Consider the following 12,668-nt stretch of genomic DNA (forward strand, 5'->3'; position numbering starts at 1 on the left):
ACCTTAGTTGGTGAAGATGAAGTACGTGGCGATACCGATGAAGGCCAGGGCCTCGGTGAAGGCGATACCGATGTACATGAGGGTCGTCAGGCGGCCCTGGAGCTCGGGCTGGCGAGCGACGGACTCGATCGTCTTACCGACGACGATGCCGACACCGATGGCCGGGCCGATCGCTGCGAGGCCGTAGCCAACCGTCGCGATGTTGCCGTTGATCTCCGCGAGAACGGTCGTTGCGTCCACGTGTTTTCCTTTCGAGGTGCGGGTCCGACGGTCGCCGGTCCCGTAGGGGGTCAGTGAGGAATCAGTGCTCGTCGGCCAGCGCCAGCTGGATGTAGACGGCGGTGAGGAGCATGAAGACGTAGGCCTGCAGCAGCGCGACGAGGACCTCGAAGAAGCTGAACGCGATGCCGAACGCGATGGTCCCGACGCCGAAGGCCTTGAAGCCGAGCGAAGCGTCGAAGAAGAAGAACTGCGTGGCCGAGAAGAACAGGACGAGCAGCAGGTGCCCCACGACCATGTTCATCAGGAGTCGCAGCGTCAGGGTGACGGGACGGAGCACGAAGGTGGAGACGAGCTCGATCGGCGTCACGATGATGTACAGCGGCCACGGCACCCCGGGCGGGAAGAGCGAGTTCTTGAGGAACGTGCCCGGGTGCTTGCGGAGACCGGCGTAGATGAACGCGAGGTACGCGACGATCGCCAGGATCATCGGCATCGCGATACGGCTGGTGCCGGCGAGGTTCATGCCCGGGATCAGACCGGTCAGGTTCATGAACAGCACGCCGAAGAAGATCGTCGCGAGGAGCGGCAGGAAACGCTTGCCGTCCTTCTCTCCGAGGTTGTCGAAGGTGTTGCGACGGACGACGTCGAACGCGTACTCGATGAACGCCTGACCGCGGTTCGGCACGAGCTTCAGTGCACGGGTACCCACGAACGCGAACACCAGGAGCACGGCGACGGCGAAGAAGCGGATGAGGACGACCCGATCGATCTCGAACGGCGTCCCGGCGAAGAAGATCGCATCCGGGAAGAACTCGTTGATCGACGGACCATGGAACTCGGCGGCCTTGCTGCTCCCCGCCGCGACGGTGTCAACCGCAGCGGAGAGGGACAGGGGAAGAGCGTGGGATAGCAGCGCTGTCTCCTGTGTCGGCGCGCGCACATCATGGCACGCGATGGTGGACGTTGTGGAGGCTCGTCCGCCCCGAGCGAAAGGCTCCGGTAGCGGACTTGAAGAAGCCTATCAGGTGCGAGAGGCTTCCCGGCTTCTCAGACGCGGGGGGTCGGGTTCCCAGCGTCCGCGGAGTCGTCGAGGCCGTCGCCCGGCAGCCGGACGCCGATCGGGATGCGGGCCTTCGCGACGGCGACGACGTCGATCACCAGGGAGCCGACGACCCCCGCGATGATCACGATCGCCAGCACCGGGAAGTCGACCCATTCACGGTCCTTGAGCAGGACCAGCAGCACGATGAAGACGATGAACTTGAGCAGCCAGGTGCCCATCACGATGCCGAAGAAGGCACCGGAGATCATCTGGCCCTTGGAGACGCGCAGCGCGACGAGGACACTGACCGCCGTAAGCCCGAGGAACACTACGCTCAGCACGGCGCCGAGCAGTCCCCCGACCAGCCCCGGGCCGTTTGCGACGAGGAACCCGATGAGCCCGCCGACCACCGCCAGGGCGACGGCGAGGACCCCTCCCCAGGTGATGATGCGGCGGAACACCGGCCGGACGTGGTCGAGCGCGTTCGGTGCGGTCACGTGATGTCTCCAGGGATCGTGCGGTCGTTGGCGGCCCGGTCGAGCGGGTCGAGGCTGGCGTCCACCACGGCGGCGGAACGGTTGGCGGTCTGGGCGGCGATCTCGGTGCGTTTCCGACCGAGCGGCGCGAAGGTCGCGACGGCGCAGACGGTGAAGCCGACGGACACGAAGACGACGACCCAGTACCAGTCCACGAAGAGGAACAGCAGGCACCCGAAGGCGACGGTCGCGGTCCACGCGTAGAAGATCAGCACCGCGTGGAAGTGCGAGTGCCCCATGTCGAGCAGACGGTGGTGCAGGTGCTTCCGGTCGGCCGAGAACGGCGACTTGCCCGCGCTGAGCCGTCGGGTGACCGCGAGACCGAAGTCCAGGATCGGCACGATCAGGATCGCGAACGGCAGCAGGATCGGGATGAACGCCGGCAGCAGCGCCTGGCGTGTCTGCACCGCCGCCGGGTCGATGTTGCCCGTGACCGACACCGCGCTCGTGGCCATCAGGAACCCGACGAGCAGCGCGCCGGCGTCCCCCATGAAGAGCTTGGCGGGGTGCCAGTTCAGGATGAGGAAGCCGAAGCAGGCACCGACGAGCACCGCGGTGAGCAGCGACGGCAGGTTGAAGAAGAACTCGGTCTGCACGACCACGCGGTTGATGAAGAACGTGTAGAGGAAGAAGACCCCGCCGGCGATGATCGCGACGCCGGCCACCAGTCCGTCGAGTCCGTCGATGAAGTTCACCGCGTTCATCACGAGCACCACCGCCAGCACGGTGAAGATCAGGCTCATGTACGACGAGCCGACGCCCAGCGTGTTGCCGATGGGCAGCGAGACGATCGCGACGCCCTGCCAGGCGAGGATGCCCGCCGCGATGATCTGCCCGGCGAGTTTCGTCATCCAGTCGAGGTCCCAGATGTCGTCCGCGACACCGAGGACCACGATGATGGTCGCTCCCCCGAGCACCGCGAGCACGCGACCCGGTTCGGAGAACACGAGCCGGAAGTAGTCGGTCCCCGCTATCGACGGGAACAGGAACCAGGCCGCGAGCAGCGAGACGATGACGCCGATGTACATCGCGATGCCGCCGAGCCGCGGCGTCGGGGTGCGGTGCACGTCCCGCTCGCGGACCTGCGGGTACCACTTGTACTTCAGCCCGAGCTTCCAGACGATCAGGCTCATCACGAAGCTCACGACCGCGGCGATGGCCCCGGCGAGCAGGTAGTACTTCATGTGACGAGGTCGGCTCCGACGACCCGGATGATCTCCTCGTCGGGGATCACCCCGTGTCGGACGATGCGGAGCTTCCCGCCGTCCGACAACCCGGTGGCGTCGACGATCGTCGACCCGGTGCTGGCCTCGAAGCCGTCGTGCACCTCGACGGGTCCGCCGTCCAGGTAGATCGCGACGCTGTCTCCGAGCATGCGCTCGGCGGCGTCGACGTCCATCGCGGCCGGGTCGCCCGTGGAGTTCGCGGACGAGACCGCGAGCGGCCCGACCTCCTGCAGCAGCTCGAGGGCGATCCGCGAGTCCGGCATCCGCAGCGCGACGGTGCCGCGTGTCTCGCCGAGGTCCCAGTCGAGCGACGGCTGAGCGTGCAGGATGACGGTCAGCCCGCCCGGCCAGAACTCGGCCACCAGGTCGCGCACCGGCTGCGGGACCTCGCTGGCGAGGGCGTCGAGCGTGGGCGGACCGGGGATGAGCACGGGCGGCGGCGACTGCCGCGTGCGGCCCTTCGCGTCGAGCAGCCGCTGCACGGCCGTCGCGCTGAAGGCGTCCGCGGCGAGGCCGTAGACGGTGTCGGTGGGGACCACGACGAGCTCTCCGCGTCCGAGGGCGGCGCGTGCGAGCCGCATCCCGGTCAGGAGCCCGTCGGAGTCGGTGCAGTCGTATCGGGATGCCATGACTCGACGATGATAGTGCGACACAATGGTGGACATCGTGAACGAGACGCCCGCACCCCCGCTCCTGTTCCTCTTCGACATGGACGACGTCCTGGTCCGGTACGACTGGCAGGTGCGCATGGCCGCACTCTCCGAGTTCACCGGACACGAGTTCCAGGAGCTCCGTCGCCGCTGGTGGGACTGCGGCCACGAGATGCGTGCCGAGGCCGGTGGGTTCGCCGACGGCGACGAGTACCTGGCCGCGTTCGAGCGCGCGATGGAGTGCGATGTCCCCGAGGCCGACTGGGCCCGGATCCGCGGATCCGCCATGACCGAGCTGCCGGAACGCATCGAGGCGGTCCGGATCGCGAGCGAGCACGGGCGTGTCGGACTGCTCACGAACAACGGTCCGCTCGCCGGCCGCTGGATCCACGAGTGGGCGCCGTCCCTGCCCGAGGTCTTCGGCGAACATCTGGACACGTCGAGCAACTTCGGTGCCCGGAAGCCCGAGCCCGAGGTCTTCCAGCGTGCGGTCGCGCACCACGGCGTCCCCGCGGAGCGCACGTTCTTCGCCGACGACATGCCCGAGAACGTCGCGGGAGCGCGGAGCATCGGCATCCACGCGGTCCTGGTCGAGCACGACACCGACCTGCGCGAGCACGTCCGCGCCTTCGTCGCGGCACAGCAGTGCGAGGCCTCCCCCGTCGCGTAGCCCGCCACGCCCGTTCCTTCCCATCACGGTCGCGCTGGAAAGCAGGAACGGGCACACCTGGTCATTCCGAACGACCCGGTACGCCCGATCCCACCAGGTACGCCCGGATCCACCACACGCACGCACGAGTGAGGGACGGGAGGCCCGCCCCACGCCCGCCACGCCCGTTCCTTCCCATCACGGTCGCGCTGGAAAGCAGGAACGGGCACACCTGGTCATCCCGAACGACCCGGTACGCCCGATCCCACCAGGTACGCCCGGATCCGCTCGGCACACGCACGCACGGCCGAGCGACGGGAGGCGCGGCTCGGCTCCGGCTAGCGCGTGGCGGTGGTCGTGCGGTCGCGCCCCGTCAGGTCGACGTGCGTCTCCGGGGTGCGGAACCCCCGACGCGCCAGGACCTGCCGCACACCGGCGCCCTGCGGCTCGGCGTGCTCGATGACCAGGACTCCCCCGGGCACCAGCAACCGCCAGGCCGTCTCAGCGAGAGCCCGGACGGCGTCGAGGCCGTCGGGACCGCCGTAGAGGGCCATCGCCGGGTCGTGGTCGCGGACCTCGGGGTCGATCGGGATCGCGTCGTCCGGCACGTACGGCGGGTTCGACACGACGACGGACACGGTGCCGTCGAGTTCCGGCAGCGCGTCGGCGAGGTCACCCTCGACGAGTCGGACCGTCCCACCGTGGGCGTCGACGTTCCGCCGGGTCCAGTGCAGGGCCTCGGCCGACCGCTCAACGGCGTAGACCACGGCGTTCGGCACCTCGGTGTCCATCGCGATCGCGATCGCACCGCTGCCGGAGCCCAGGTCCACGGCGATCGGCTCGGGGACCGCGGTCGCCCGCAGCGCGTCGATGCCGAACTGCACGACGCCCTCGGTCTCCGGACGGGGCATGAACACGCCCGGTCCGACGGCCAGGGTGAGCGCACGGAAGTACGCCTGCCCGGTGATGTGCTGCAGCGGCTCACGGGTGGCCCGGCGCGCGACGGCGTGCCGGAAGCGCTCGACGTGCTCCGGCGCGATGCCGCCACCGATGAGCGCACGGGCCTGGACGGCACCGCGCGAGGTGTCGGTCGCCCACGCGAGCAGCAACTCGGCGTCGACCCGGGGCGTCGGGACGCCGACGGCGACGAGCGCCGCGGCCGCCTGCTCGAGCAGGCGATCCGCGGCGTACGTGAGGGGCGTGTCGGCGGTGATCCGGGCCTCCAGGCTGGGTGAGCGGTTACGCGTCCTGGTCGCCGATGGCGGCCAGACGTGCCTCTTCGTCCGCCTGGATGGCGGACTGGATGACGGGCTCGAGGGCACCGTTCATCACGCGGTCGAGGTCGTACGCCTTGTACCCGGTGCGGTGGTCCGCGATCCGGTTCTCCGGGAAGTTGTACGTGCGGATGCGCTCCGAACGGTCCATCCCGCGGATCTGCGACTTGCGCGCGTCCGAGGCGATCGCATCGAGCTCCTCCTGCTGCCGCGCGAGGATGCGTGCGCGGAGCACGCGCATGCCGGCCTCGCGGTTCTGGAGCTGCGACTTCTCGTTCTGCATCGCCACCGTGATGCCCGTGGGCAGGTGGGTGATGCGGACCGCGGAGTCCGTCGTGTTGACGGACTGTCCGCCCGGGCCGGAGGACCGGTAGACGTCGATCTTGAGGTCGTTCTGGTTGATCTGGACCTCTTCGGGCTCGTCCACCTCGGGGAACACCAGCACGCCGGTGGTCGAGGTGTGGATGCGCCCCTGCGACTCGGTCTGCGGCACCCGCTGGACGCGGTGCACACCACCCTCGTACTTCAGGTGGGCCCAGACGCCCTGCGACGGATCGGTCGTGTTCGACTTGATCGCGACCTGGACGTCCTTGTAGCCACCCAGGTCGGACTCGGTGCGCTCGAGGAGCTCGACCTTCCAGCCCTTGGTCTCGGCGTAGTGCGAGTACATGCGCAGCAGATCGGCCGCGAACAGCGCCGATTCCTCGCCGCCCTCGCCGCCCTTGATCTCCATGATGACGTCACGGCCGTCGTCGGGGTCGCGCGGGATGAGCAGCCGGCGGAGACGCTCCTGGCGCTCCGACAGCTGCTCCTCGAGCCCGGGGACCTCGTCCGCGAACGCTGCGTCTTCACGCGCGAGTTCCTGGGCGGCGGCGAGGTCGTCCCCCGCCGCCTGCCAGGCCTCGTACGCGGACTTGATCTGGTTGAGCTCGGCGTACCGCCGGTTCACCTTCTTCGCCCGGGCCGCATCGGCGTGGAGCGCGGGGTCCGACAGCTGCTGCGTCAGGTCCTCGTGTTCCGCCAGCAGCCCCGCTACCGACTCGAACACGCGTTACTCCTGGTGACCGTTGTGGTGGGCGCCGGTCGTGGGGACCGACTTCTGCACCTGCACCAGGAACTCGACGTTCGACTGCGTCTCCTTGAGGTTCCGCAGCACGATCTCGAGGGCCTGCTGCGGGTCGAGCCCGGCGAGGGCCCGGCGCAGACGCCAGGTGATCTTGACCTCGTCGGCGGAGAGCAGCTGCTCCTCGCGACGGGTACCCGAGGCGTTCACGTCGACGGCGGGGAAGATCCGCTTGTCGGCGAGGTGACGGTTGAGGCGGAGCTCCATGTTGCCGGTGCCCTTGAACTCCTCGAAGATGACCTCGTCCATCTTGGAGCCGGTCTCGACGAGCGCGGTCGCGAGGATGGTCAGCGAGCCGCCGTCCTCGATGTTGCGTGCGGCACCGAAGAAGCGCTTCGGCGGGTACAGCGCCGCCGAGTCGACGCCACCGGAGAGCACGCGGCCCGACGGCGGGGTCGACAGGTTGTACGCACGGCCCAGGCGGGTGATCGAGTCGAGCAGCAGCACGACGTCGTGGCCCAGCTCCACCAGGCGCTTCGCACGCTCGATGGCGAGCTCGGCGACGGTGGTGTGGTCCTCGGCGGGACGGTCGAAGGTCGAGGCGATGACCTCGCCCTTCACCGTGCGCTGCATGTCGGTGACCTCTTCGGGCCGCTCGTCGACGAGGACGACCATCAGGTGCGCCTCGGGGTTGTTCTTGGCGACGGCGTTCGCGATGGCCTGCAGCACGACGGTCTTGCCGGCCTTCGGCGGGGACACGATGAGACCGCGCTGGCCCTTGCCGATCGGCGACACGAGGTCGATGATGCGGGTCGACAGCTTGCCCGGCTCCGTCTCGAGGCGCAGGCGCTCGTTCGGGTACAGCGGGGTGAGGTCGTTGAAGTCGACGCGGGCCGCGGCTTCGTCGGCGGACTGGCCGTTGATCGACTCGACGGCGACGAGCGCGTTGTACTTCTGGCGGCTCTGCTGCTCGCCGTCACGCGGCTGCTTGATCGAACCGACGACGGCGTCGCCCTTGCGCAGGTGGTACTTCTTCACCTGGCCGAGGGAGACGTAGACGTCGCTCGGGCCCGGCAGGTACCCGGTGGTGCGGACGAACGCGTAGTTGTCGAGGACGTCGAGGATGCCCGCGATCGGGATCAGGACGTCGTCCTCGGTGACCTCGGGCTCGAAGTCGTCGTTCTGGCCGCCACGGCCGCGCTTGCGGTCGCGCTGGCGACGGCTGCGGCCGCTCTCGGCCTCGTCGGCGTGCTGTTGCTGCTGCTGCTTCTGCTGGCCGCTGGTCTGCTGCTTCTGCTGACCGGCGTTCTGCTGCTGCTTCTGGTCGGCCTTGTCGTCCTGCTTGGCCTCGGCCTGCTTGGGCTGGTCGTTCTGCTTCTGGCCGCCGTTCTGCTGGCCGTTCTGCTGGCCGTTCTGCTGCTCGCCGCCGTTCTGCTTCGGCTGGTTCTGCTGCTCGGCGCCGTTCTGCTTCTGCTGGCCGGCGTTCTGGCCGCCGTTCTGGCCGCCGTTCTGCTGGTCGGCGCCGTTCTGCTGCTCGCCGTTCTCGGCGTTCTGCCCACGGCCACGACCGCGACCACGGCTGCGACGACCGCGACGCGAGCCGCCCTCGCCCTGCTCGGAGTTCTGGTCGCCCTGCTCGTTCTGGTCGCCGGACTCGTTCTGGTCCTGGTCGGCCTGGACGGCGGACGTCCGGGCCTGCTGGCCCTGCTGGGCCGCCTGGCTCGGCTGCTCGGCCTCGGCGGGCGTCGACGCCTGCTGGCCCTGGTCGGCGGCGCGCTGCTCGGTGCCACGCTGGTCGGTGCCACGCTGCTCGGCGTTCCGCTGGCCACGGCCACGGCGCTGCGAGCCGGACTGCGCGGCTTCCTGGGCGTCCTTCTCGGCGCGGACCTGGTCGAGCCCGGCGAGGAGGTCCTCGGTGCCGGTCTGGCCGTGGTTGGTGTGCTCGGCGGCCGAGGTCGGCGCGGCGTTCACGGTGCCACCGGACGACGCGCGGCGCGAACGACGGGCACGACTCGGGGCTGCCGACTCGGCGGGTGCCTCGGGGTCGGCGACGGGTGCCTCGGCAGCGGGCTGCGCGGCGGTCTCGGCGGGCTCCGGCAGGGTCGGCTGCTCGGCGGCGGCCGGCTCGGCGGGGGTCTCGGCGACGGCGGCGGCCGGGGCGGCCGGCGCCTCGTCGACGGGACGCTTGTCCTCGATGGAGGCGATCAGGTCGCCCTTGCGGAGCTTGGAGAGCCCGGTGATGCCGAGCGAGGAGGCGATGCGCTGGAGCTCCGGGAGACGGAGGGCACGCAGGTCGCTGGGGATCTCCACCTGGGCGGAGTTGTTGTCGGTCAAGGTCGGTGTTTCCTTTCGAACCGCAGAACGCGGAGAGTTTCCACCGTCCCGGATGCAGGTGAGCATCGACCGCCGTTCAGACGACGGATCGGGATTCGGTGATCAGAAAGAGATGCACACTCGCGCACCGGACCCTGCGACGTCGCAGGAGCTGTCCTGAGGACGAGCGATCCGTACGGTTACGCGGGTTCGGCTTCGAGCGCCGAGTGCGCTGCCACTGTAGCACCACCGAGATCGACGGCCAGCATGAGCGGCCGCCAGTCGGATTCGGCGTGTCGCTGCACCAGTTCGGCGGCGGTCAGGCGCTGTGCCGGGTCGCTGCCGAGGACGAGCAGACTCGGCCCGGCACCGGAGACCACCGCGGCGAGGCCGTGCTGCCGGAGCAACCGGATCAGGGCGTCGGTCTCGGGCATGGCGCTGGCGCGGTACGCCTGGTGCAGCCGGTCCTCGGTCGCGGCGAGCAGCAGCTCGGGGCTCTGGATGAGGGCCGCGACGAGCAGCGCCGAGCGGGAGACGTTGAACGCGGCGTCGGCGTGCGGGACCTGCTCGGGCTGCAGGGAGCGCGCGAGCTTGGTCGAGAGCGTCGAGGTCGGCACGAACACCACCGGGGCGACACCGCGGTGCACCAGGAGCCGCTTGTAGGCCGGGCCCTCTGCGGTCATCCACGCGATCGTCAGGCCGCCGAAGAGCGCCGGCGCGACGTTGTCCGGGTGGCCCTCCATCTCGGTGGCCAGGGTCAGGAGCGTCGAGGCGCCCAGGTCGACGATGCCCTCGAGCAGCCCGCGGGCAGCCATCAGCCCGGCGACGATCGCCGCGGCGGAGGAACCGAGACCCCGGCCGTGCGGGATCGCGTTCGTGGCGTGCAGCTCGAGTCCGGGCTGGTCGACACCGGCGTGCTCCAGGCCACGGCGGACCGCGCGGACGACGAGGTTCGTGTCGTCCGTGGCGACCTCGCCGGCACCGACGCCCTCGACGGTGACGGTCGCGCCGGGTTCGCGGCGCACGCGCACCACGACCTCGTCGTAGAGCGAGAGCGCGAGACCGAGCGAGTCGAAGCCGGGGCCGAGGTTCGCCGACGTGGCCGGCACCCGGACGCGCACCGCCGATCCGGTCGGCAGCGCACGGACCGCCCGTCCGGCCGGTACAGCACTGCGGGCGGTCATGCCCTCACCCGGTCCGGACGAGCGGTCGGAGATCACTGTTCGCTGACCAGACCGAGCACGTCGGCGATCGACTTCGTGTCGACCGGCACGCTCGTCGGGGTGACCTCGCCGCCGTCCGGCGTGCGGAGGGCCCACTGCGGGTCCTTCAGGCCGTGGCCCGTGACCGTGATGACGACCTTCGCGCCCTTCGGCACGACACCGGCGTCGGCACGCTCGAGCAGCCCGGCGACACCGATGGCCGATGCGGGCTCGACGAACACGCCGACCTCGGCCGACAGGATGCGGTGTGCCGCGAGGATGGCCTCGTCGGTGATGGCACCGAAGTAACCGTCGGTCTCCTGCTGCGCCTCGAGCGCGAACTGCCACGAGGCCGGGTTGCCGATGCGGATCGCCGACGCGATGGTGTCGGGGTGCCGGACGACCTCGCCGTGCACGATCGGGGCGGAACCGGCGGCCTGGAACCCGAACATGCGGGGCAGCTTGGTGCTGCGGCCGGCGGCGACGTCCTCGCGGTAGCCGCGCGAGTACGCGGTGTAGTTGCCCGCGTTGCCGACGGGCAGGAAGTGGAAGTCCGGTGCGTCGCCGAGGACGTCGACGACCTCGAACGCGGCGGTCTTCTGCCCCTCGATACGGTCGTTGTTGACGGAGTTGACGAGGTGCACCGGGTAGTTCGCCGCCAGGTCGCGGGCGATGTCGAGGCAGTCGTCGAAGTTGCCCTGCACCTGCAGCAGCTGGGCGTCGTGGGCGACGGCCTGGCTGAGCTTGCCCATGGCGATCTTGCCCTCGGGCACGAGCACCGCAGCGGTGATGCCGGCGTGCGTGGCGTACGCGGCGGCCGAGGCGCTGGTGTTGCCGGTCGAGGCGCAGATGACGGCCTTCGCGCCGTGCTCGACGGCCTTCGAGATCGCCATCGTCATGCCGCGGTCCTTGAACGAACCCGTCGGGTTCATGCCCTCGAACTTCACGTAGACCTCGGCGCCGGTGCGCTCGGAGAGCCGACGAGCCGGGATGAGCGGCGTGCCGCCCTCTCCCAGCGTGACGATGGGCGTCGCCTCGGTCACGTCGAGTCGGTCGGCGTACTCGCGCAGGACTCCCTGCCACTGGTGGGCCATCAGGCTTCTCTCTGTCCGGTGGGGTGGATCTGGTGGTGGTTCGGCTCGGTGGGCCTGCTGGTCGGCCTGGAGGCCCGTGGTCGCGTCAGCGACCGACGACGCGCAGGACGCTGGTGACGTCCAGGACGACGTCCTCGCCGCGGAGGGCGACGACGGTGTCCGCCAGGTCGGCCTCACGCGCCAGGTGGGTGCCGATGACGAGCGTCGCGGTCCCCTCGGCTGCGCCGGTGGTGGTCTGCTCGACCGTCTCGACGCTGACGCCGTGCTTCGCGAGCACGCCGGCGACCGTCGACAGCACGCCGGGGGCGTCCGTGACGTGCAGGGTGATCTGGTAGCTCGTGCGGACGGTGCCGATCGGGAACACCGGCAGCTCGGACTGCGTCGACTCGGCGACCCCCGGACCGCCGATGACGTGCCGACGGGCCGCGGAGACCAGGTCGCCGAGGACCGCCGAGGCCGTCTCGACGCCACCGGCACCCGCGCCGTAGAACATCAGGTCACCGGCGGCCTCGGCCTCGACGAACACGGCGTTCTTCGCACCGTGCACGCTCGCGAGCGGGTGCGACTCGGGCACGAGGGCCGGGTAGACGCGGGCGCTGACGCCCTCGCGGCCGTCCTCGTCGGTCAGACGCTCGGCGGTCGCCAGGATCTTCACGACGTAGCCGGCCTTGCGGGCGGCGCGGACCTGGTCGATCGTCACGTGGGTGATGCCCTCGCGGTGCACGGCGGCGAGCGGCACCGAGGTGTGGAACGCCAGCGAGGCCAGGATCGCGGCCTTCTGCGCGGCGTCGTAGCCCTCGACGTCGGCGGTCGGGTCGGCCTCGGCGTACCCGAGCTCCGTCGCGGTGGCCAGTGCGTCCTCGAACGTGGAGCCCTTGCGGTCCATCAGGTCGAGGATGAAGTTCGTGGTGCCGTTGACGATGCCCATGATCCGGACGATGCGGTCGCCGGCGAGCGAGTCGTGCAGCGGACGGATGATCGGGATCGCCCCGGCCACGGCGGCCTCGTAGTAGAGCTGCGCGCCGACCTGCTCGGCCGCGGCGAAGAGCTCCGGGCCGTGGGTCGCGAGCAGCGCCTTGTTGCCGGTGACGACGTCCGCGCCCGACTGCAGGGCCTGGAGCACCAGGGTGCGCGCGGGCTCGATGCCGCCGATGAGCTCGACGACGATGTCCGCGCCGAGGATGAGCGATGCAGCGTCCGTGGTGAAGAGCTCCGCCGGCAGGTCGACGTCGCGCTGCGCGTCCACGTCGCGCACGGCGATCCCGACCAGCTCCAGCCCGGCACCGGCGCGCGAGGCCAGCTCGTCGCCGTGCTCGAGGAGCAGTCGCGCGACCTGGGAACCGACCGAGCCGGCCCCGAGCAGCGCGACACGGACGTTGCGGTATTCGATCATCTGG

Annotated in this window: 12 protein-coding genes; 1 reads left to right on the forward strand and 11 read right to left on the reverse strand. The window is 70.1% G+C overall.

What is annotated here, in order from left to right; genetic code table 11:
* Positions 1 to 3 precede the first annotated feature (3 nt).
* From atpE to ACZZ9K_RS03380, 5 genes are all read right to left on the reverse strand, one after another.
* Positions 4 to 240 carry an ATP synthase F0 subunit C gene (gene atpE, locus ACZZ9K_RS03360; RefSeq protein WP_027465781.1) on the reverse strand — a complete coding sequence of 79 codons (237 nt, stop codon included), beginning with the start codon at positions 238 to 240 and terminating at the stop codon, positions 4 to 6.
* 61 nt (positions 241 to 301) lie between these two features.
* Positions 302 to 1,162 (reverse strand): F0F1 ATP synthase subunit A, encoded by an 861-nt coding sequence (atpB, locus tag ACZZ9K_RS03365; protein WP_027465782.1) that lies wholly within the window; start codon positions 1,160 to 1,162, stop codon positions 302 to 304.
* Between the two features lie 107 nt (positions 1,163 to 1,269).
* A complete protein-coding gene (locus ACZZ9K_RS03370; RefSeq protein ID WP_463443321.1) occupies positions 1,270 to 1,761 on the reverse strand; it encodes a hypothetical protein in 492 nt (163 codons plus the stop codon).
* Positions 1,758 to 2,984 (reverse strand): MraY family glycosyltransferase, encoded by a 1,227-nt coding sequence (locus ACZZ9K_RS03375; protein ID WP_027465783.1) that lies wholly within the window; start codon positions 2,982 to 2,984, stop codon positions 1,758 to 1,760. Before ACZZ9K_RS03375 ends, ACZZ9K_RS03370 begins: the two co-directional genes overlap by 4 nt.
* Positions 2,981 to 3,655 (reverse strand): L-threonylcarbamoyladenylate synthase, encoded by a 675-nt coding sequence (locus ACZZ9K_RS03380; RefSeq protein ID WP_027465784.1) that lies wholly within the window; start codon positions 3,653 to 3,655, stop codon positions 2,981 to 2,983. The genes ACZZ9K_RS03375 and ACZZ9K_RS03380 overlap by 4 nt, the downstream gene beginning before the upstream one ends.
* Before the next feature lie 37 nt (positions 3,656 to 3,692).
* On the opposite strand from ACZZ9K_RS03380, the gene ACZZ9K_RS03385 reads away from it, so the two are divergent.
* Entirely contained in the window at positions 3,693 to 4,346 is a 654-nt protein-coding gene (locus tag ACZZ9K_RS03385) for an HAD family hydrolase (RefSeq protein WP_185974182.1), read from the forward strand.
* Between the two features lie 317 nt (positions 4,347 to 4,663).
* On the opposite strand, the gene prmC is transcribed toward ACZZ9K_RS03385, so the two are convergent.
* From prmC to ACZZ9K_RS03415, 6 genes are all read right to left on the reverse strand, one after another.
* Positions 4,664 to 5,539, reverse strand: a complete 876-nt coding sequence (gene prmC / locus ACZZ9K_RS03390; RefSeq protein WP_463444729.1) for a peptide chain release factor N(5)-glutamine methyltransferase — start codon at positions 5,537 to 5,539, stop codon at positions 4,664 to 4,666.
* A gap of 25 nt (positions 5,540 to 5,564) precedes the next feature.
* Positions 5,565 to 6,647: a peptide chain release factor 1 gene (gene prfA, locus ACZZ9K_RS03395; protein WP_017885756.1), complete on the reverse strand. Its 1,083-nt coding sequence runs from the start codon at positions 6,645 to 6,647 to the stop codon at positions 5,565 to 5,567.
* A gap of 3 nt (positions 6,648 to 6,650) precedes the next feature.
* Positions 6,651 to 8,996, reverse strand: a complete 2,346-nt coding sequence (gene rho / locus ACZZ9K_RS03400; protein ID WP_463443322.1) for a transcription termination factor Rho — start codon at positions 8,994 to 8,996, stop codon at positions 6,651 to 6,653.
* Positions 8,997 to 9,175: 179 nt separating this feature from the next.
* Positions 9,176 to 10,159 carry a homoserine kinase gene (thrB, locus tag ACZZ9K_RS03405; RefSeq protein WP_301626306.1) on the reverse strand — a complete coding sequence of 328 codons (984 nt, stop codon included), beginning with the start codon at positions 10,157 to 10,159 and terminating at the stop codon, positions 9,176 to 9,178.
* 32 nt (positions 10,160 to 10,191) lie between these two features.
* The gene (gene thrC / locus ACZZ9K_RS03410) at positions 10,192 to 11,271 is read right to left on the reverse strand and encodes a threonine synthase (RefSeq protein WP_027465789.1); all 1,080 of its coding nucleotides are present in this window, start codon (positions 11,269 to 11,271) and stop codon (positions 10,192 to 10,194) included.
* Between the two features lie 85 nt (positions 11,272 to 11,356).
* Positions 11,357 to 12,664: a homoserine dehydrogenase gene (locus tag ACZZ9K_RS03415; RefSeq protein ID WP_027465790.1), complete on the reverse strand. Its 1,308-nt coding sequence runs from the start codon at positions 12,662 to 12,664 to the stop codon at positions 11,357 to 11,359.
* Positions 12,665 to 12,668 lie beyond the last annotated feature (4 nt).

Source organism: Curtobacterium sp. AC268 (assembly GCF_979258745.1).

What these genes read in the sequence shown, in the direction of transcription:
- ACZZ9K_RS03375 (WP_027465783.1), bottom strand. Translation starts at nt 2,984, where the DNA reads ATGAAGTACTACCTGCTCGCCGGGGCCATCGCCGCGGTCGTGAGCTTC.
- ACZZ9K_RS03380 (WP_027465784.1), bottom strand. Translation starts at nt 3,655, where the DNA reads ATGGCATCCCGATACGACTGCACCGACTCCGACGGGCTCCTGACCGGG.
- thrB (WP_301626306.1), bottom strand. Translation starts at nt 10,159, where the DNA reads ATGACCGCCCGCAGTGCTGTACCGGCCGGACGGGCGGTCCGTGCGCTG.
- thrC (WP_027465789.1), bottom strand. Translation starts at nt 11,271, where the DNA reads ATGGCCCACCAGTGGCAGGGAGTCCTGCGCGAGTACGCCGACCGACTC.
- ACZZ9K_RS03415 (WP_027465790.1), bottom strand. Translation starts at nt 12,664, where the DNA reads ATGATCGAATACCGCAACGTCCGTGTCGCGCTGCTCGGGGCCGGCTCG.